Origin of the sequence: Cricetibacter osteomyelitidis (assembly GCF_004340985.1) — a bacterium.
Classification (GTDB): Bacteria; Pseudomonadota; Gammaproteobacteria; order Enterobacterales; family Pasteurellaceae; genus Cricetibacter; species Cricetibacter osteomyelitidis.
Genome location: NZ_SLYB01000021.1, coordinates 1 through 20,838, shown reverse-complemented (window position 1 = coordinate 20,838; position 20,838 = coordinate 1). Strand labels below are relative to the sequence as shown.

The following is a 20,838-nucleotide window of genomic DNA, read 5'->3' as shown; positions in this document are numbered from 1 at the left end:
ATTATAAATATTTTGCAGCAAGTTGCAGGATTTCTTCCTGTGTGGTTTTTGCCGTTTCCACAATACCTGCCAATTTGCCGTTGCTCATAACTAAAATGCGATCGGTAACGCCGAGTAATTCGGGCATTTCCGATGAAATCATAATAATGCCTTTATCTTTTTTCGCTAATTCAATAATAAGCTGATAAATCTCAAATTTTGCTCCCACATCGATACCGCGGGTCGGCTCATCCAACATTAATATTTCCGGTTGAGTGAGTAACCAGCGACCGATAACCACTTTTTGTTGGTTACCGCCGGACAGTGATCCGATATTGGTTTTATGCGAAGGCGTTTTAACGTTCATTGAATCGATTACCCATTGCGTGTCACTTCGCATTTTTTGATTACTCAATAAACCGAATTTTCCGAGATAAGATTTCATATTTGAAATCAACGAGTTAAATTCAATACTGAGATTGGCGTAAATTCCTGTGGAACGACGTTCTTCCGTCACTAGGGCAAAACCGTTATTAATGGCTTCAAGTGCGGTACGATTTTTCATTTCTTTATCGTGCAGCTTGATAGTACCGGATTTTTTCTCTCGTACGCCGAAAATTGTTTCTACGATATCTGTCCGTTTTGCACCGACCAGACCGGCCACACCGAGAATTTCGCCTTTACGTAATTCAAAGGAAATATCTTGAATTGACGGTTGATTTTTAGCGGTCAAATGTTCCACTTGCAAAATCACTTCTTTAGGTTCATTGGTTTTTGCCGGAAAACGTTGGGTGAGTTCGCGACCTACCATCATGGCTACAACTTGATCCATAGTGACATCTTTTACTGCAACCGTATTGATCCATTTGCCGTCACGTAAAATGGTGATTTCATCACAAATTTTGAAAATTTCATCCATTTTGTGTGAGATATAAACGATACCGCAACCACGATTTTTAAGTTTTTCAATAATCGTAAATAAGTGATTTACTTCTTTTTCCGATAAGGATGATGTCGGTTCATCCATGATTACGATTTTGGCGTTGTAAGAAAATGCTTTGGCAATTTCAATCATTTGCATTTGTGATACGGATAAATTAGCAACTTTTTCTTTCGGATCGATATCAATATCCAATTCTTCAAAAATGGCTTTGGTATCACGATACATTTTACCGTGATCGATAAAAATACCGCCGGGATAACGTCCTAACCATAAATTATCCATAACCCTTGTTTGACGCACCAAGTTTAATTCTTGATGTACCATTGAAATCCCATTCTCAAGTGCTTCTTTCGATGTTTTAAAATTGACGGGATTGCCTAGAAATAAAATTTCACCTTCGTCTTTGCTATAAATACCGAATAAACATTTGAGCAACGTAGATTTCCCCGCACCATTTTCCCCCATTAGGGCATGAACAGAGTGAGAACGAACGGTGAGATTTGCATGATCGAGTGCTTTTACACCGGGAAAGGATTTGCTGACATCGGTCATTGTAAGTAACACTTCACCTGGTTGACTTTTTATTTGTTGTGTCATATCCAACTCTTAACTTACCTTGCTATAAGGCTGATAATTCTGATGATGGGACGTATTTCTACGCCCCTAAGTTTTATTATATTTGAATAATTATTTTAGAAATTCATCTAAGTTATCTTTATCCACACCTACATAAGGCACGCGAACAACACGTTCTTCAATTACCCAATTAGTACCTTCACCGGCAGGTTTACCCGCAGCCAGGTTTTGAGCAAGTTGGACAACCGCTTTACCTTGGTTTACGCCGTCGTTAAGCACGGTACCTGCAATTTCGCCTTTTTTGATGAGTTGTAACACTTCAGGTAAAGCGTCCACGCCGAAAATCGGGAGTTTTTTACCGTGAGCACGCGTCGCTTCCAATGCCCCCATTGCCATACCGTCGTTGTTAGAAATAATTACTTCGATTTTGTCTTTATTCGGGCCGGATAACCATGCATCTACTTTATCTTTTGCCAAAGCCGCATCCCATAAAGCCGCATCCATATGTAACTGTTCGGTTTCAATGCCTTGTTTGTTTAATTCATCAATGACATATTTGGTACGGGCTTCCGCATCCGGGTGACCCGGTTCGCCTTTTAATAAAACAAATTGAATTTTACCGTCTTTGTTTAAATCAAGAGCCGGATTGGCTTTCCATTGTTTTGCCACCAAATCGCCTTGAATAACGCCGGATTCTTTCGGATCAGTACCTACATAATAGGCTTTATCATAGCTGGCGATAGCTTTAGAACCAGGGTCTTTATTAAAGAATACGATAGGTAATTCGTCCGGTTTGGCTTTGCCGATAATGGTTGGTGCGGCGGAAGGGTCAACTAAATTGATTGCTAATGCCTTCACCCCTTTAGAAAGCAAAACGTCAACTTGGTCGTTTTGAATGGATTGTGCATTTTGTGAGTCATTCATCAATAATTTCACATCTTTGTAATTTTCCGCTTCTTTATTGATTTCTTTACGCATTAATGCCATAAAGTTATCATCATATTTATAAATGGTGACACCGATACGGTCTTCGGCTTGTACAAAAGTGCTCATTGCACCTAAACCAATTGCCAACGCAACAGCACTTAATACTTGTTTTTTCATACTAGAATTCTCCATATTGCTATGTAATTAAGGACGGAAACATCAAAATTACCCATCAGTGAAAAGGTCTGCAATCAACCACCCTTGAGTAATTGAAGTAAGAATATCTTTTTTTAAAGAAAAAAAACGTGATCTTACTCACATTAATGAAAACGATTACATAAAATTTTTGTAAAAATGTTATCAGTTGAACAAAAAATCATCTGTTTTCAACAGAGAAACGGCGTACCAAAGTCGGGTTAAATTGAATATGACTTGGTTTTTGAAAGTTATCATCAGTCAGACTAAGAGCCAGTTTTGCTGCATAATTTGCCATTAAATCAATAGGATATCGAATTGTTGTGAGTTTTGGAATAAGATATTTGGCAATCGGCATATCATCGAAACCAATAATCGAGAATTGATTTGGTACCAAAATATTATTTTCATTTAATACGGAAAGTGCACCGGCAGCCATGGAATCGTTATAAGCCACCACTGCGGTTAAATTGGAATTGTAACTGAGCAAGTTGATCATTGCTTCTTCACCGCCTTCAAAATCCGGCGAACCTTTGGCAATAGCGTGCTCTTGAAGCGGTAAGCCATATTGAGAAAGTGCGGTCAAATATCCCGATTTTCTTTCGGTTTCATCGGTAATTAGATGAGTAGAACCGATGTAACCGATATGCTTATGACCTAAACGAATCAAAGTTTCCGTGGCTAAAAATGTGCCTTTTTGATTATCTAAACTGACACAGCGGGATTCATAGTTTGGAATTATGCGGTTAATAATCACCATGCCCGGCACACGATCTAAATAATCAATTAAAGCTTCATTGTTTAAAGCTTTAGAATGAACGACCAGACAGCTGCAACGCTTTCTCAGAAGAGTATCAATAGCTAATTTTTCTTTCTCCGCATTATGATAACCGATACCGATTAAAATGGTTTTACTGTGTTCCGCAGCGACTTGATCCACCGCCTTAACGAGAATGGCAAAAAACGGATCGGTTACATCGGTTACCACAACACCGATAGTATCCGAGCTTTGTGAAGCCAACGCCTGAGCATTAGCATTCGGTTGATAACCTAATATATTAACGGCATTCATTACGGCAATACGGGTTTTATCGGTAATTGAACTATGGTTATTTAACACGCGCGATACTGTCGCGACAGAAACCCCGGCACTTTTTGCCACATCTCTAATAGTAATCATCGTCATCTCCCGTAAATAAATATACACATATCATATAATATACCCAATTTAATAAGTTGTGAAAGCGGTTACTTTCAAAAGTGTAATCTATATCACAAAATTTAATTATTTGATATAAATTGAACGAATAAGTGTATTATTTTAGATAAATATATATGAGATACTTATTTATAATATTTTTTAGGTTGTTATTTGAACTTATTTTGTTGTTTTTATGTACGAAAAAAATGTGGTTAGAAATTAAAATGTAACCGTTTCATTTATCAAATTATGATGTATTACTCCAAGAATTACTAAAGTTTTATTAAATATTTTCCTGTTTTGTGATCTGCTTCACGGTTTGTATTTAAAAATATGGTATCTTATATTATAGAAATTTGTAATCGCTTACATTAAGTGTCAAAGGTGATTTTATGACAACCGAATTATTTGAACCCACAGAGCATCCTCATCGTCGTTATAATCCCTTAACAGGGCAATATGTGTTGGTATCGCCACATCGTACTAAACGACCGTGGCAGGGGCAGCAAGAAAAAACGGCGGAAGAGCAGAAACCTTCTCATGACCCGAACTGTTATTTATGCCCGAGTAATCAACGTATTACCGGTGAACAAAATCCGGCGTATACCAAGCCTTTTGTGTTTAAAAATGACTTCTCCGCATTATTGCCGGATACACCGGCTCCGCAAGCACCGACAGATCCATTATTCCAGAGCTCGCAAGCCCGTGGTGAAAGTAGAGTAATTTGTTTTTCACCGGATCATAGCAAAACCTTGCCGCAACTCACTGTGCCGGAAATTCAGCAAGTCATTCAAGTGTGGCAAGAACAGCTTGCGGAATTAGGTCAACAATATCAATGGGTACAGATCTTTGAGAACAAAGGTGCGGTTATGGGATGTTCCAATCCTCATCCGCACGGTCAAATCTGGGCGAACAGCTTTTTACCTAACGAAGTGGCTCGTGAAGATGAAATGCAACGCAACTATCTGAAAGAACAAGGTTCCGTATTGTTAGTGGATTATGTTAAACGGGAACTTGAATTAAAAGAACGCATTGTTGTGGAAACCGAACATTGGGTGGCGGTTGTGCCTTATTGGGCAATGTGGCCGTTTGAAACCTTATTATTGCCGAAAGCTCACGTGAAACGCTTAACGGATTTAACCGATGTTCAATCTGCGGATTTAGCCTTAGCATTGAAAAAACTCACCTGCCGTTACGATAATCTGTTTGAGATTTCTTTCCCATATTCAATGGGCTTCCACGCTGCACCGTTTAATAATGATGATAATGAACACTGGCAATTGCACGCTCATTTCTATCCGCCGTTATTACGTTCTGCCACAGTACGTAAATTTATGGTGGGTTATGAAATGTTGGGCGAAAGCCAACGGGATTTAACCGCAGAACAAGCGGCTGAACGTTTAAGAGCATTAAGCGAAGTGCATTATAAAGAACGTCAAGTATAAATGAAAAAGGAAAAAATATGACACCTATAAATAAAGCAAAAAGCCTGTTTCAGGAAATTTATAACGGCACACCATCACTTATCGTTTATGCTCCGGGTCGTGTAAATATTATCGGGGAACATACGGACTACAACGACGGCTTTGTGATGCCTTGTGCTATTAACTACGGTACGGCGATTGCCGGTAAACCGCGTTTGGACAGCAAATTTAAAGTGTATGCGGCAGACTTAAAACAATCTGATGAATTTGATTTAGCACAGGAAATCACTCGTAATCCGGAAAAAAAATGGACGGGTTATGTGCGTGGTGTAGTGAAATTTATTCAAGAATGTTGCCCGCAATTTAAGAACGGTGCAGATTTCGTAATCGCCGGTAATGTGCCGCTTTCTGCCGGATTAAGTTCATCGGCATCCCTTGAAGTGGCAGTGGGAAAATTCTGTCAGCAACTGAGCAATTTACCACTTTCTCACACGGAGATTGCTTTAATCGGACAAAAGGCAGAAAATCAATTTGTCGGAGCGAATTGCGGCAATATGGATCAACTGATTTCCGCTTTAGGTCAGCAAGATCATTTGATAATGATCGATTGCCGTTCTTTAGAAACCGTTCCAACACCTGTGCCCCATGATATGGCGGTGATGATCGTCAATTCTCACGTGAAACATGATTTAGTGAACGGTGAATATAACACCCGTCGCGAACAGTGCGAACGTGCGGCGAAATTTTTTGGTGTCAAAGCGCTTCGTGATGTGTCTATTGCGCAATTTAAAGAAAAAGAAGCGGAATTGACCGCACTTGATGCGAATGTGGCAAAACGGGCCCGACATATAGTTACCGAAAATCAACGCGTGCTGGATGCGGTGCAAGCTTTGCAACAGGGCGATTTAACACGCTTGGGCGAATTAATGGGGCAGTCTCATGATTCTATGCGGGATGATTTTGAAATCACCGTGCCGGAAATTGATTATTTAGTGGAATTGGCTCAAGTAGCAATCGGCAACAGTGGTGGTGCGAGAATGACCGGCGGCGGTTTTGGCGGTTGTATCGTTGCGATTGCACCAACGGAAAAAGTAGAGGCGGTACGCAAAATTATCGCAGATAATTACCAAAAACAAACGGGTTTAAAAGAAGATTTTTATGTTTGTACTGCTTCACAAGGGGTGAGAGTATGCTGACACAAATGGGAATCGCACCGGACGGCCAACCTTTTAACATTGCGGTATTACGCAATGCACAAGGTATGAGCGTGCGTTTTATGGATTGGGGAGCCACTTGGATTTCCTGTAAATTACCTATATCGGGGGCTGAACGAAAAAGAGAAGTATTGCTTGGTTGCAAAATTGAGGATTTTGTCACGCAGCAAGCATTTTTAGGCGCGACTATCGGGCGTTATGCCAATCGCATTGCCAATAGCAAATTTAGTTTAAACGGTAAAACCTGTTCATTAACGGCAAATCAAGGCAAACATCAGTTACACGGCGGGCCGGACGGCTTTGATAAACGCCGCTGGGAAATTGAAAAGTGCGGTGAAAATTTTGTGATTTTCAGCTTATTTTCTGCTGACGGTGATCAGGGGTTTCCCGGCAATGTGCAAGCGAAAGCCACTTATCGTTTAACGGATGACAATGCGGTAATTGCCGAATTTGAAGCGGTAAGCGATCAGGATACACCGTTGAATCTTACCAATCATGCTTATTTTAATCTGCAAAATGCAGAAGCCGGCACAAATGTGCGGGAGCATCAATTGCAACTGGAGGCGGACTATTATTTACCGGTGGATAGTGAGGGTATTCCTAATGCACCGCTAAAATCCGTGCAAAATACCAGCTTTGATTTTCGCGCGGGCAAAACCATCGGAAAAGATTTTTTGCAAGGCGATCAGCAAATTACTAAAGGTTACGATCATGCTTTCCTGCTTAATGAACCGCAAAAAACCGCCGCAATTCTGACCGCACCTGATAGCAGTTTGACACTGACAGTGAGCACATCACAAGCGGCATTGCAGGTGTATAGTGGCAATTTTGTCGGCAAAACGCCCACTCGACAAGGCGGCGAATATCAAGATTACAGCGGCATCGCCTTAGAAACACAAGCTCTGCCGGATACACCTAATCATCCCGAATGGTTTCAATATGGCGGTATAGTCAAAGCAGGCGAAACCTATCGACAATGGACAAAGTTTGCTTTCGCGTAGTAATACAACAAGGACGAAATTTCGTCCTTATTTACGTTAAAGTGCGGTTGTTTTTTTATGAAATTTTTAACCAATTTTCCAAGGCTTCAACATCCGTCAGCCATTCCTTTGTGAGAACATCGATCCAGCGGGCAATTTGTGTCTGCCATTGCGGATCCGTTTCCGTTTGAGCCTGTTGGGCGATTTGTTGCAGATGTTTTAATCCCACGGCCGCCGCCGCTCCCTTGATTTTATGTGCATGTTGCGCAACCGTTTTGGCGGTTTCTTCACTTGCCAAATAACGCTTGTAACTTTGATTCAGATCCTGAATATAATTCGGCATGGTTTGTTTAAACAATGCCAGATTATCTTGTAAGAATGTTAATCCCAGCATTTCTTTGAGTTCCAGCAACATTGGCACATCAAAAATTTCGCTATTTTGCACCGCACTTTTAGGATTTTCCGGCGATGTATTTGTATTCATATTGATTTCATCAGCAAAAAATTCTAACAGGCAGGCATTTAAGGCTTCCACCGAAAGCGGTTTGGCCAATACATCATCCATTCCTTTTTGTTGATATTCTGTTTTGCTGTTCAATACGTTTGCGGTGAGTGCCACCAGCGGCGGTAAATAATCATAAATGCCGTCTTCATAATTTTGACGTAATCGCCGAGCAATATCAAAACCGCTCATATCCGGTAAAAGAATATCCAAGAGAATTAGATCATATTGATTTTGCTCAAATTTTTGTAATGCCTGCTCACCGTTATTTGCCACATCAACCTGATAACCTAATTTTTCAAGTAATGATTTTGCCACGATCACATTAATTTCCAAGTCTTCAACTAATAAAATATGCAAGGATAAATGCACGTTGGAGATGGCATAAGCCGAAGGCGGGGAAGCTTCATTGATTTTTATTTGTAACCTAAAGGTTGAACCGATACCCACTTGGCTTTCTACGCTGAGATCACCGCCCATCAGTTTAGCGATACGTTTGGAAATGGATAATCCTATCCCGCTGCCGGTTGTTCCCGCCCGTTTATTGGCTTGCACTTGATAGTACATTGCGAAAATTTTTCCCAGCTCTTCTTGCGGGATACCAATGCCGCTATCGGTCAGTGAAAATTGCAGTTGATCTTCGGAAGTGCGGTCAATTTTTAAGATAATTTCACCTTTTTCAGTGAATTTCACCGCATTACTAATTAAATTCCATAAAATTTGGCTCAATCGTACACCATCGAAATTTGCCCAATGGGGTAAATTATCACCGTATTGAATAATAAATTTTAATTTTTTTTGTGCGGTCATGATGGTGGCAAAATTATTAATATCATTAAGCCAAGCCGTAAAGTCCGTGTCTTTGGCAATGATGTCGATACGGCGCGAATCTAATTTTTCCAGATCGATAATATCATTGAAAATATGCCCCAAACTGACCGCACTTACATTAATGGTTTGTAAATAATTCCGTTGTTCTTCGGTCAGATTGCCGTCCAATAAAATGCGGCTTAATCCCACAATACCATTGAGCGGAGTGCGAAGCTCATGGCTGATTGTTGCCATTAATTCGGTTTTATTACGGCTGGCCTGTTCAATTTGATTTTTTGCCTGATTGAGTTGATAAACTTTATTGTTGAGTTCTTGGTTATAACGAGCCAGCTGTTGACGGGAGCGTTCCAGTTTTTCCACCAACAAGTTGAAAAAATAAATAAAAAACGGTGCGGAAATTAAACCGAAAATAATGGAGCGGATCAAGTCTTGCCAGTAGGTTTCATCAATAAAAAAATAGCTTAAAATCAGTTGTACGCCAAGAGCGAATACGGCAAGAACGGCGAATCCGAGTAGCGTGAATTTAAAACGACCGAGCTTAATCACCCAGTCCACATAACGTTGTGCAAATTTCCGTATATTTTGCATATTTATTTTGCTCATTCAATCGATAAAGTGCGGTTATCTTAGCAAAAATTTTTACAAAATGTGATCTAAATCTATTTTTTAATAAAATCTGATTGACTGTAATTTGAGCAGTGCTACTATTGCGAAAGTTTTATATGCAAACGTTTGCATCGCTTTGAAATAATGGTGTAAGTATTTGCTGAAACGTTTTAGTTTTATGAAAATAACTTAAGGAGTCCTTAATGATTCATTTAATCGTAGCAACTCACGGGAAGTTTTCCCAAGAACTTGTAAAAACTGCGGAAATGGTCTTTGGCGAAGCGGAAGATACGTACGTTGTGACGTTTTTACCCGGTGAAGGTCAGGATGATTTAGTCGTTAAATACAATGCGATTATCGCCAATTTCGCTGCTGGTGATGCCGTACTTTTCTTGGTTGATATGTTCGGCGGTAGCCCGTATAACGCTGCAGTGCGTGTTGCAGCAAATCGTCCGCAAGATGAAATTATCACTGGTGTAAACCTACCAATTTTATTGGAAATGTTAGACGGTAAAGATAACGGTGATATTGCAGAACTTGCCGCAACGGCGAAAGAAGTGGCGGGAATGAGCGTAAAATCTTATCGTGCACCGAATGATGAAGTGCCGAAAGCAGTTGTTCCTGCACCAGTTGTGGAAACTGAAGCGGAAGAGGATGAAGACGAAGGTCAATATGATCCGAATGGTCGTATGGAGATCGCATTATTACGTATTGATGATCGTTTAATTCATGGGCAAGTGGCAACATCTTGGGCGAAAGCGGTAAAATGTGATGCAATTTTTGCTATTAGTGATGAGGTTGCAAAAGACGAATTGCGTAAAGAGCTCTTGCTACAAATTGCACCGGTTCATTTGAAATCTTATGTGATTAGCGTCGATAAAGCCATTAAGGTGTATAACAATCCTAAATATGCCAGCCGTAAAGTGTTGATGTTGGTCACAAAACCGGAAGATGTGGTTCGTTTGATTGACGGTGGTTTACGCATTAATACAGTGAATGTAGGCGGTATGACGCATAAAGAAGGTAATAAACAACTTTCTCAAGCGGTGACGGTGAATCAAAGCAATGTGGCAGCATTCAAAAAATTATTAGATCTCGGCGTTGATCTGAGCTTACAACAAGTGGCATCCAGCCCGAAAGTTCAATTAACGGCCAATAAACTTAATTCACTTCAATTCTAAGGAGTCTTTTTATGTCAACAATGGAACTCATTTTAGTGGTACTGGTTGCCGCGATCTGTGGTATGGGGAGCGTGCTTGACGAACGTCAAACCCACCGTCCGTTATTTGCTTGTACGATGATCGGTATCATATTGGGCGATTTACAAACAGGTGTATTGCTGGGCGGTACACTTGAATTATTAGCGTTAGGTTGGATGAACGTGGGGGCTGCAATGGCACCGGATGCGGCATTAGCCAGTGTTATTTCTGCAATCTTAGTTATTGAAGGCGGTCAATCCGTTGATACAGGTATTGCAATTGCGGTGTCAGTCGCCGTGGCTGGTCAAGTATTAACCATTTTTGTGCGTACAATCACAATCTTTTTGCAGCATAAAGCAGATGGTTTTGCAGAACAGGCAAACTTCCGTGGTATTGAAATGTGTCACTTTGCGGGTCTTGCTTTACAAGGCTTGCGTGTTGCCGTGCCCGCTTTAGTGGTTGCTTTGGTCGCCAGTACAGGTACGGTAACAGATGCCTTAGATGCAATTCCTGAGGTGGTCACTCGCGGTTTACAAATTGCCGGTGGATTCATCGTGGTCGTTGGTTATGCGATGGTGATCAATATGATGCGTGCCGGTGCGTTAATGCCGTTCTTCTTCTTAGGTTTTGTCATCGCGGTATTTTCAAACTACAACTTGGTTGGTTTAGGTATTTTAGGTACTTGTTTGGCGGTGCTTTACATTCAATTAAACCCGCGTTTCAATCAAGCTCAACTGCCTGTCGGTGGTGTGTCTAAACGTGCATTAAAAGATAACGAATTAGAAGGTTTATAAGGAATACGATTATGTCAGAGAAAAAACAATTAACAGCAGCTGATATTCGCAGCACTTACTGGCGTTCAACAATGTTGCTCGGTTCATTCAACTTTGAACGTATGCAATCTATGGGGTTCTGCGTGTCTATGATCCCAACCATCAAACGTTTATACAGTAACAAAGAAGATCAAGCGGCAGCGTTAAAACGTCACCTTGAGTTCTTTAACACTCAACCTTGGGTAGGTTCTGCCATTATGGGTGTAACAGCCGCAATGGAACAAGAACGAGCCAACGGTGCCACAGATATTGACGATGCGGCAATCAGCGGCGTGAAAGTCGGTCTTATGGGACCACTTGCCGGTGTGGGCGACCCGATTTTCTGGGGGACGGTACGTCCGGTATTAGCCGCACTTGGCGGTGGTCTGGCAGTTGCCGCGGGTAAAACACCGGGTGCCGGTTTATTTGCCTTATTACTTGGTCCGTTATTATTCTTTATCGGTATCAATATTATTCGTGCCTTAACTCGTTGGTATGGCTTCCAATACGGTTATAATAAAGGGACTGAAATCGTGAACGATATGGGCGGCGGTCGCTTACAAAAATTAACACAAGGCGCTTCTATTCTCGGTCTCTTTATCATGGGCTCGCTGGTGGCGAAATGGACGAGTATTAACGTACCGTTTGAGCTTTCCCGTTACATTAATGCTCAAGGGGTGGAAGTTGTCACAACCGTACAAAGCGTGTTAAATGACTTGTTGCCGGGTTTATTGGCATTGTTGCTCACTTTCTTCTGTATGAAGCTGTTACAGAAAAAAGTCAATGCCATGTATATTATTTTTGCCTTATTCGGTGTTGGTATCTTAGGCTACCGGTTAGGTATTTTAGCGTAATAAAACCGCAGGGTGGGCAGCTTGCCCACCATTTTTATTTTATTGGTAGGCAACAAGTGTCCGCCCTATAAGCAATATGAAATTAAACGAACTTCTTAAATCTCCACCGAGTGAAAATTATCTGAAAAACAGTTCCAGATTAACTTACGGATTATTTATTATTGCCGGGTTATTGTATTCTTTTGATTACAAATACGGTGCAATGATTGCGTTAGTATTGATTTTAATCGTGATGTTCGGACAAAAGATGATGTTGAATCAAATCAACAAAGATTTTGCCGAAATGTATTATGCAAAAAAAATGTATGAAGAAACGCAAAATTTAGATTATTTGTATTTTATTGATTTACGCTCGCAACAGATTTTGCAAGATAACAAAGTGCTTTCCGATAAAGCGAAAAATGAAATTATGGCACTTCGGGCTTATGTCGAGCCAATTTTAATGAAATCGGAGATAGAATAAAATGGAGCCCGGGCAAGAGATGGAATTAGATAAAATCATTACTGACAATGATTTTAATGTGATTGCCATTTGGGCTGATATTCCATACGACAAGCGAATCGCTAATTGCCCGCAACGCGGTGATTTCCGATTGACCAATATTACTGAATCTACTGCAACTGTTAGCTTACGTCAACGCGGAAAAATACCACTACTTGAAGAATGTAAAAATATTGAAGTGAGCTATCAATTAGAGATTAAGGTGAAAAAGTAACACTTATTCTATGTGTAATCGGTTACTTATTGATTTTTATCCTTATTCCCGCTTGTTTATATTTAGCCATTTAGTTTGGAATAAAGTAAACTTTTGGTTTGTTTTTACTCTGTTCACCCTAATAAATTTTTGAAAAACTGACCGCACTTTTATGCTATTCAGCAAAAATCCGATTCAGTACCAACGCAATACCATCTTCGTTATTTGAAGCCGTTACTTCTTTTGCAACCGCTTTAACATCATCAGGTGAGTTTGCCATGGCAACACTCAAACCGGCATACTGTAACATATCTAAGTCATTATAGTTATCACCGAATGCAATCACTTCATCAGCAGTAACGTTAAGATGTCGTTCCATAAATTGAATGGCTTTGGCTTTAGTGGCTTGTTTATTCATAATTTCCAAATAAGTCGGTTTGGAGCGATGAATGGACAAGTGGGAGAGTTCTGCTTTAAGGATAGGTTCAACCTGTAAAATCTGTTCAGGCTCCGCCATTACTAGGATTTTATGTACGTGAGTCAGATGTGGCGGTTTTGGTTGACAAATGACACCGGTAATATCATGTTCCTGTTTCACCCAATAATTTTCCGTATCATTGGCAAACCAATCAAGACCCGCGTAATAATTAATGGAAAGTGCGGTGTAATTTTGCAAAATTTTTTCTAAGGTTTGAAAACTTGTTTCGTCGATTTCAATACTGTAAAGTGCGGTCAGATTTTTATCTAAAATCAACGCACCGCTGTAACAGATAATGGCATTATCGGTTTCTAATTGCCCGGTATAAGGCGTAATTGCTTTTGGCGGGCGGGCAGATACGGGAATAAAGGGAATCCCGTGTTGTACGATGCGTTTAATGCTTTGGGCTGTTTTAGGGGTAATTTTATGTGTGTCATTCAGCAGAGTGCCGTCAATATCGCTAAAAACCGCTTTATATTGTGACATAACAAGATCCTTAAAAAAATTAAAGGAAAGTGCACCGCACTTTCCTTTTTGTCATGCTGAACGACTAATCGTTCATTTCAGCTTCCAAGGCTTTATCGAAAGGTTTTAATAAAGCGAAGAAAGCAACTGTAATCAGAGCGGCTGCACCGACGGCAACCCAAACTGCCACATCATAGGATAAAGCCAATCCGATAGGGGCGTAGGCAATGTAAGTTGTACATACCATGGTCATAAAAATTGCCGGAATGGTACATAACCAGTGGAATTTTTGGTGACGGTATAAGTATGCCGCTGCAGTCCATAACATCACCATTGCGGTTGTTTGGTTCGCCCAACCGAAATAACGCCATAAGATTTGGAAATCAACTTTTGATACGATAAAACCTACTGCAAATAATGGAATTGCAATCATTAAACGTTTTGCAATTTTACGTTGATCAAATCCAATATATTCGGCAATCAGTAAACGTGCTGCGCGGAATGCGGTGTCACCGGAAGTGATAGGTAAAATAACCACACCTAATACCGCTAAGATACCACCGAAGATACCAAGCATACCGATTGCAGAATCATATACCACTTTTGCCGGTGTACCGATTTTAATGGCTTCGTTGATTGCTTCAGGACTTTCATAGAAACTTAAACCAACCATACACCAGATTAATGCAATAACACCTTCACCAATCATTGCACCGTAAAAAATGAAGCGACCTTCTTTTTCGTTTTCGGTACAACGTGCCATCAATGGGCTTTGTGTTGCGTGGAAACCGGAAATAGCACCGCAAGCAATGGTAATAAACAACATCGGCCAAATCGGCTGACTACCGTGCATATTAACGAAGAAATCACCTAATTCGATATCACGACCCAAATGTTCGCTGATTGTACGGAATAACGGAATACCTTCAAAGAATAAACCGAATAACATACCGCAAGTCATAAATAGTAATAAGCCACCGAAAATAGGGTAGATTCGACCGATGATTTTATCAATTGGCACTAATGTTGCCAAAATATAATAAATGAAAATGATTGCAGTCCAGATAACTAAAATATCCGCACGAGATGCACCGGCTTCATCATTAACAGCCGCAGCACCGACAGTACCGGAACTCATTACATCTGCAGTAATGTTGGTTAATAATGATGCAGGGCTTGCAACGAATACCACACCAACAAGAAGTAATAAGATAATGGCAAAAATATTCATCGCATGTTTTGCCGGTTTACCAAGATATTTACCGCTTAAATAAGGAATATTGGCACCGTTATTACGAATACTCAGCATACCGCTAAAATAGTCATGTACTGCACCGGCAAAAATACAGCCGAATACAATCCAAAGCATTGCAACCGGACCGTATAATGCGCCGAGAATCGGACCAAAAATCGGACCGGTACCGGCAATGTTTAACAATTGAATAAGCCAAATTTTCTTTTTAGACATTGGCACATAGTCAACGCCGTCATTATTGGTATGAGCAGGGGTTTGACGTTTAGGATTAATTTGGAAAACTTTTTCTACAAAAGAGCCGTAGATAAAATATCCTGCAAGTAGGAGACCTACGCAGATTAAGAACCACAACATAAAGAAATACCTCAAAGATTAATAAAAAATCCGTGCTATTTTAGCAGGTTAGTATTTTATGTAAACAAACCGTAAAAAGATTTAATCGAAAATGTGATGTAGAGCACATTTTTTTATTGAAATAAAAAAAGCAGAATCATAAGAATCTGCTTTTTCGTCTTATTTGAATTTTGTTGATTATTTTTTTAACACTAAAACTACGGATTCTCCGGCAACCACTTCACCTGCTTTTTTCTCAAGGTTGCTGATTTCATCCATATTAGAGATTACAATCGGCGTTAATATTGATTTTGCTTTTTGCTCTAATAATGCCAAATCAAACTCAATAATAGTATCGCCGCGTTTTACGCTTTGACCTTCTTGAGCGATGCGGGTGAAGCCTTCACCTTTTAATTCAACCGTATCAATACCGAAGTGAACGAATAATTCAATGCCGTCTTTAGATTCCATTGAAAACGCATGGTTGGTTTCAAAGATTTTACCAATAACACCATCAACAGGGGCAACGATTTTGTTGCCGTTAGGACGAATTGCGACACCATCACCCACGATTTTTTCAGAGAAAACCACATCCGGTACATCTTCGATGTTAACGATTTCACCTGAAAGCGGTGCGTAGATTTCGACTTCCACTGATTTGCTTTCTTTAGAACCAAATAATTTGTCAAATAAACCCATTTTAATCTCCTACAAGTAATAATTTGTACGCATTTTAACGCAAAAATTATGTTTTGTATCTAGTTTAATGTTTTTTCAGTTAAAAAATCAGCAACTAATTGTTCGATTTCCGCAGCAGTCGGCAGTTGTAGTGCTTTATCCGCTAAGGCTTTCACATCGGCAAAATTTACATTACGAATCAATTTTTTGATGCGTGGCACGGAAATTGCACTCATACTGAATTCATCTAAGCCCATGCCGAGTAGTAATACGGTGGCTTTTTCATCACCGGCTAACTCACCGCACATTCCGGTCCATTTGCCTTCTGCGTGAGAAGCATCGATAACTTGCTTGATTAAGCCTAACACTGACGGACTCATCGGATTATATAAATGAGAAATCATTTCGTTACCGCGGTCAACCGCAAGGGTATATTGAGTTAAATCGTTAGTACCGATACTGAAGAAATCCACTTCTTTAGCTAAGAATTTAGCATTGACTGCGGCTGACGGTGTTTCCACCATTACACCGATTTGAATATTTTCATCAAATGCTTTACCTTCATCACGTAATTCTTGTTTTAATGTTGCAATAACGGATTTTAATTCGCGAATTTCTTCCACAGAGATAATCATTGGAAACATCACGGCTAATTTACCAAACGCGGATGCACGTAAAACCGCTCTTAATTGAGCATTTAAAATTTCACGACGATCTAATGCGATACGAATAGCACGCCATCCTAAGAACGGGTTCATTTCTTTCGGTAAATTCAAATATGGCAATTCTTTGTCACCGCCAATATCCATGGTGCGCAAAATCACAATACGATCGCTCATGGCTTCAACCACTTCTTTATAGGCAATAAATTGCTCTTCTTCGGAAGGAAGCTGGTCGCGATCCATAAATAAAAATTCGGTGCGATATAAACCGACACCTTCGCCGCCGTTACGCAGTACGCCGTCAACATCACGAATCGTACCGATATTGCCGACAACTTCAACTTTGTGACCGTCTAAAGTGATCGCCGGAAGATCTTTCAGCTTGGCTAATTCGGCTTTTTCTTCGGCTAATTTTACTTCCAATGCTTTAAGACGTTCGATTTCTTGCTGGGTCGGATTGACATAAACTGCATTATTGACCGCATCTAAAATCAAATAATCACCGGATTTCACGACTTCGGTGACATTGTTAGTGCCTACAATAGCAGGTAACTCTAAAGAGCGAGCCATAATCGAAGTATGAGATGTTCTACCACCGATATCGGTAATAAAACCTAATACTTTATCCAGATTTAATTGTGCGGTTTCGGACGGAGTCAAATCATAAGCTACCAAAATCACTTCTTCATTGATTTCGCCAAGATCTACAATATGCATTCCTAAGATATTTTTGACTAAGCGATTACCGATATCACGAATATCACCGGCACGTTCTTTTAAGTATTCATCATCAATTTCAGAAAGCATTGCCACTTGTTGATCAATGATTTTGCTTGCGGCAACACCGGCATTAACTTTGTGTGAACGAAGATAATCAATAATTTCTTCTTCTAATTCTTCGTCTTCCAAAATCATCAAGTGGCCTTCAAAAATGGCTTCTTTTTCTTCACCTAAAGTTTGACGGGCACGCTCTTTAATGGCGGTTAATTGTTCAACTGCTGCATTGCGGCCTTCATAAAAGCGAGCAACTTCAGATTCCACTTGATCATCGTCAATTTTTGTTGTGTCAAGCACAATCTTTTCTTCTTTAAGCACAAGGGCTTTCCCAAAAACAATACCTGGTGAAGCTAAGATTCCTGAAATCATAATGTAACCTTTTTTAGTAATTAATAAAACGAGTATAAAAAGTAACCATAATCAAAAGACTATGGTTACAATGAACGTTGCGATTATTCTAAAGTCGGAATTAGTGCAACCAAATGTTCAACGGCTTTTTCTTCATCTTCACCTTCAGCAGAGATGGTGATTACTGTGCCTTGGGTTAAACCTAAAGTTTGTAGTTTGAACAAACTTTTTGCACTTGCACTTTTACCGCCGGACGTCACAGTGACATCTGAAGCAAATGCTTTAGCTTCTTTCACGAATTGTGCAGCCGGGCGAGTGTGTAAACCGTTAGGTGCTGTAATTTCAACGTCTTTTGAATACATAGATGTTTTCCTCTAGCAAGTTTAATAAAAAAATAAGTGTGATATTAAGGGCGCATCATTCTAGCATAAAGCCCTTATATCGTTTAATCATTTTATATTTATTTTGTTAATTAAAATAAATCATTTGCCTAGTATCAATATTACCGTCAAATAATCAAGTCATAATATAGAAAAACTTGAGCTAGTTCACAAAAAAATGTTTTTATTGCTCAAATAATAGCCGTTTATTAACCTTTTGTTTAACATTCCGAGATTAATCTGCGACAAAATGCCGTTGAGATTTAGTTTCGCTTAAACTGGCAATTAAACGGTGATAATTCTCAAAACGTATAGGATTGATTTTGCCGTCGACAACAGCTTGCTGCAACGCACAACCGGGATCCGTTAAGTGCTTGCAATCACGGAATTTACAAGTACCGAGAAAATACTGAAATTCCCGATAACCGTTAGTAATTTGATCTTGCTCCAAATGCCATAAGCCAAATTCACGAATCCCGGGTGAGTCGATTAAATTGCCCCCTTGTGGCAAATGGTATAAACGGGAAGCCGTGGTGGTATGTTGACCTAAGCCTGATATTTCGCTAATTGCTCCGGTTTGAGTGTTTACATCGGGAAGAATGTGATTCACCAAGCTGGATTTACCCACCCCTGATTGTCCTACGAAAATGGAAGTGCCTTGGGATAAAAGTGCGGTCAATTTTTCCATATTTTCACCGCTCTTTGCCGAAATCATCATAGTTTGATAATCCAGATCCTGATAAATTTTAAGTTGATCTTTTGCCTGTTGATAAGTTTCTTCATCTAATAAATCTACTTTGTTTAATACGATGACAGCAGGAATATGAGCGGTTTCGCAAATCACCAAATAACGATCAATGATGTTCAGAGAAAATGTCGGCAGTACTGATGATACGATAACAATGCGATCAATATTAGCCGCTATAACTTTTAGCCCGTCATAATAATCCGGACGACTTAACTCATTTTGACGGGGATGAACGCCTTCAATTACACCACTGATACCCTGTAGTTTTTCACTGCCTTGCCGCCAAATAACCCGATCTCCCACAACCAAACTGGTGAGCGTGCGGCGAATATTACAGCGAAAAATCTCGCCGTTTTCCGCTTCCACATCGGCGTGTACGGAATAACGCGTCACCACCAAACCTTCTTGCGAATCGCCCAATAAAGCATCATCCCAATCAAAATCTTTTTTAGACTTACGTTGATGACGGGAAATCACTTTGGCTTGATTATGTTGAATACGACGTTTTTGGTTTTGCGTTAATTTTTGTTTACTCATATAACTTTATATTCGCTTAAAGTGCGGTGGATTTTCGTGTAGAATTCTAACAAATAATTTTGTAAGGATACCATTATGCAACAGGATAAACAAAATTTAATCTGGATAGATTTAGAAATGACGGGGTTAGATCCGGAAAAAGAGCGGATTATGGAAATCGCTACCATCGTAACGGACAAAGATCTGAATATTTTGGCGGAAGGTCCTGTGATTGCCGTGAAACAATCCGATGAATTACTAAGCAAAATGAGCGAGTGGTGCGTGAAAACCCATACCGCCAACGGCTTAGTTCAACGGGTTAAAGACAGCAAGCTCACCGAGCGGGCGGCCGAACTGCAAACCATTGATTTTCTGAAAAAATGGGTGCCGAAAGGGGCATCACCAATCTGCGGCAACAGCGTAGCACAAGATAAACGCTTTTTATTCAAATATATGCCGGAATTAGCGGATTATTTCCATTATCGTTATTTGGACGTAAGTACGTTGAAAGAATTAGCCGCCCGCTGGAAGCCGGATGTATTGAAAGGTTTCCAAAAGAAAAACACCCATTTAGCCTTAGACGATATTCGCGAATCCATTGCGGAATTGGCATATTATCGTAAGCATTTTATTGATTTAAGTTAATTGGAATTGTTGAATATTTCCTCAAGCCAACATTTTTTTGTAATTTGGGCTTGCACAATGGAAAAATTTTCGTATAATTCACCGCACTTAATTAAAAACAAGTGCGACGCGGGAATAGCTCAGTTGGTAGAGCACGACCTTGCCAAGGTCGGGGTCGCGAGTTCGAGCCTCGTTTCCCGCTCCAATCTCAATTTCATACCAAATCTTATGCGGGAATAGCTCAGTTGGTAGAGCACGACCTTGCCAAGGTCGGGGTCGCGAGTTCGAACCTCGTTTCCCGCTCCAAATTTTACGGCGTAATTTTGTACGCACAAATTGATTGTGCTGATAGTAATCACAATTATAAACAAGAAACATATTCCACTTCATTTTTGTATAAATAATCAGTGCCGGCAGATACCAGTAGTGCGAAATTAACAACAAGCTTGTGTTCCTAATGATGAATAATTATTTTAATCATTATCTATTTATATGAAGATAGTTTTTCTCTAAAAACTCCCTGCTTTCATCAGATAAATTGGTGTAGTGGTCAACAAATTTTTCAGTCCCTGATAGGTTGTTTTTAAATAATCGGAGTGAGTCCATCAAGATATTGATGTGGACGAGCATAATTAT

The 20,838-nt window shown here is 40.0% G+C and carries 19 protein-coding genes and 2 tRNA genes; 11 read left to right on the top strand and 10 right to left on the bottom strand.

The window, feature by feature from the left end; genetic code table 11:
- Position 1: 1 nt before the first annotated feature.
- The 3 genes from mglA to EDC44_RS09405 all read right to left on the bottom strand — a co-directional run bounded on the left by mglA (position 2) and on the right by EDC44_RS09405 (position 3,806).
- On the bottom strand, positions 2–1,519 hold the full coding sequence (gene mglA / locus EDC44_RS09415) for a galactose/methyl galactoside ABC transporter ATP-binding protein MglA (protein WP_131977926.1): 1,518 nt from the start codon (positions 1,517–1,519) through the stop codon (positions 2–4).
- A 90-nt stretch (positions 1,520–1,609) separates the two neighbouring features.
- Complete coding sequence (gene mglB, locus EDC44_RS09410; protein ID WP_131977923.1) at positions 1,610–2,602, bottom strand: galactose/glucose ABC transporter substrate-binding protein MglB; 993 nt, start codon at positions 2,600–2,602, stop codon at positions 1,610–1,612.
- 199 nt (positions 2,603–2,801) lie between these two features.
- A complete protein-coding gene (locus EDC44_RS09405) occupies positions 2,802–3,806 on the bottom strand; it encodes a substrate-binding domain-containing protein (RefSeq protein ID WP_341538959.1) in 1,005 nt (334 codons plus the stop codon).
- Between the two features lie 407 nt (positions 3,807–4,213).
- Here EDC44_RS09405 and galT point away from each other — a divergent pair, with 407 nt between their 5' ends.
- The 3 genes from galT to galM are packed head-to-tail and all read left to right on the top strand — an operon-like array spanning position 4,214 to position 7,460.
- On the top strand, positions 4,214–5,266 hold the full coding sequence (gene galT / locus EDC44_RS09400; protein ID WP_131977917.1) for a galactose-1-phosphate uridylyltransferase: 1,053 nt from the start codon (positions 4,214–4,216) through the stop codon (positions 5,264–5,266).
- 17 nt (positions 5,267–5,283) lie between these two features.
- Positions 5,284–6,441, top strand: coding sequence for a galactokinase (gene galK / locus EDC44_RS09395; protein ID WP_131977914.1), 1,158 nt, complete (start codon positions 5,284–5,286; stop codon positions 6,439–6,441).
- Positions 6,435–7,460 carry a galactose-1-epimerase gene (gene galM / locus EDC44_RS09390; RefSeq protein WP_131977910.1) on the top strand — a complete coding sequence of 342 codons (1,026 nt, stop codon included), beginning with the start codon at positions 6,435–6,437 and terminating at the stop codon, positions 7,458–7,460. The genes galK and galM overlap by 7 nt, the downstream gene beginning before the upstream one ends.
- Before the next feature lie 55 nt (positions 7,461–7,515).
- Here galM and EDC44_RS09385 read toward each other — a convergent pair whose 3' ends face one another.
- Positions 7,516–9,360, bottom strand: coding sequence for an ATP-binding protein (locus tag EDC44_RS09385; RefSeq protein ID WP_131977907.1), 1,845 nt, complete (start codon positions 9,358–9,360; stop codon positions 7,516–7,518).
- A gap of 221 nt (positions 9,361–9,581) precedes the next feature.
- Between EDC44_RS09385 and EDC44_RS09380 the strand changes: the two genes are divergently transcribed.
- The 5 genes from EDC44_RS09380 to EDC44_RS09360 all read left to right on the top strand — a co-directional run bounded on the left by EDC44_RS09380 (position 9,582) and on the right by EDC44_RS09360 (position 12,959).
- Entirely contained in the window at positions 9,582–10,559 is a 978-nt protein-coding gene (locus EDC44_RS09380; protein WP_131977904.1) for a mannose/fructose/sorbose PTS transporter subunit IIA, read from the top strand.
- An 11-nt stretch (positions 10,560–10,570) separates the two neighbouring features.
- A complete protein-coding gene (locus EDC44_RS09375; protein ID WP_131977901.1) occupies positions 10,571–11,371 on the top strand; it encodes a PTS mannose/fructose/sorbose transporter subunit IIC in 801 nt (266 codons plus the stop codon).
- Between the two features lie 11 nt (positions 11,372–11,382).
- Positions 11,383–12,243, top strand: a complete 861-nt coding sequence (manZ, locus tag EDC44_RS09370; RefSeq protein WP_131977898.1) for a PTS mannose transporter subunit IID — start codon at positions 11,383–11,385, stop codon at positions 12,241–12,243.
- Between the two features lie 76 nt (positions 12,244–12,319).
- Positions 12,320–12,706 (top strand): hypothetical protein, encoded by a 387-nt coding sequence (locus EDC44_RS09365; protein WP_131977895.1) that lies wholly within the window; start codon positions 12,320–12,322, stop codon positions 12,704–12,706.
- Between the two features lies 1 nt (position 12,707).
- Positions 12,708–12,959: a hypothetical protein gene (locus tag EDC44_RS09360; protein WP_131977892.1), complete on the top strand. Its 252-nt coding sequence runs from the start codon at positions 12,708–12,710 to the stop codon at positions 12,957–12,959.
- A gap of 154 nt (positions 12,960–13,113) precedes the next feature.
- On the opposite strand, the gene EDC44_RS09355 is transcribed toward EDC44_RS09360, so the two are convergent.
- From EDC44_RS09355 to rsgA, 6 genes are all read right to left on the bottom strand, one after another.
- Positions 13,114–13,902, bottom strand: a complete 789-nt coding sequence (locus EDC44_RS09355) for a Cof-type HAD-IIB family hydrolase (protein WP_131977889.1) — start codon at positions 13,900–13,902, stop codon at positions 13,114–13,116.
- A gap of 64 nt (positions 13,903–13,966) precedes the next feature.
- Positions 13,967–15,490: a carbon starvation CstA family protein gene (locus tag EDC44_RS09350; RefSeq protein WP_131977886.1), complete on the bottom strand. Its 1,524-nt coding sequence runs from the start codon at positions 15,488–15,490 to the stop codon at positions 13,967–13,969.
- Positions 15,491–15,667: 177 nt separating this feature from the next.
- Entirely contained in the window at positions 15,668–16,168 is a 501-nt protein-coding gene (gene crr, locus EDC44_RS09345) for a PTS glucose transporter subunit IIA (RefSeq protein WP_131977883.1), read from the bottom strand.
- 59 nt (positions 16,169–16,227) lie between these two features.
- Entirely contained in the window at positions 16,228–17,955 is a 1,728-nt protein-coding gene (ptsI, locus tag EDC44_RS09340; RefSeq protein WP_131977880.1) for a phosphoenolpyruvate-protein phosphotransferase PtsI, read from the bottom strand.
- A gap of 83 nt (positions 17,956–18,038) precedes the next feature.
- The gene (gene ptsH, locus EDC44_RS09335) at positions 18,039–18,296 is read right to left on the bottom strand and encodes a phosphocarrier protein Hpr (RefSeq protein WP_131977877.1); all 258 of its coding nucleotides are present in this window, start codon (positions 18,294–18,296) and stop codon (positions 18,039–18,041) included.
- A gap of 253 nt (positions 18,297–18,549) precedes the next feature.
- Positions 18,550–19,599, bottom strand: coding sequence for a small ribosomal subunit biogenesis GTPase RsgA (rsgA, locus tag EDC44_RS09330; protein WP_131977874.1), 1,050 nt, complete (start codon positions 19,597–19,599; stop codon positions 18,550–18,552).
- 75 nt (positions 19,600–19,674) lie between these two features.
- On the opposite strand from rsgA, the gene orn reads away from it, so the two are divergent.
- The 3 genes from orn (at position 19,675) to EDC44_RS09315 (ending at position 20,508) form a co-directional block, all read left to right on the top strand.
- Positions 19,675–20,223, top strand: a complete 549-nt coding sequence (gene orn / locus EDC44_RS09325) for an oligoribonuclease (RefSeq protein ID WP_131977871.1) — start codon at positions 19,675–19,677, stop codon at positions 20,221–20,223.
- A 108-nt stretch (positions 20,224–20,331) separates the two neighbouring features.
- Positions 20,332–20,407, top strand: a tRNA-Gly gene (locus tag EDC44_RS09320).
- Positions 20,408–20,432: 25 nt separating this feature from the next.
- A tRNA-Gly gene (locus EDC44_RS09315) sits at positions 20,433–20,508 on the top strand.
- Positions 20,509–20,838 lie beyond the last annotated feature (330 nt).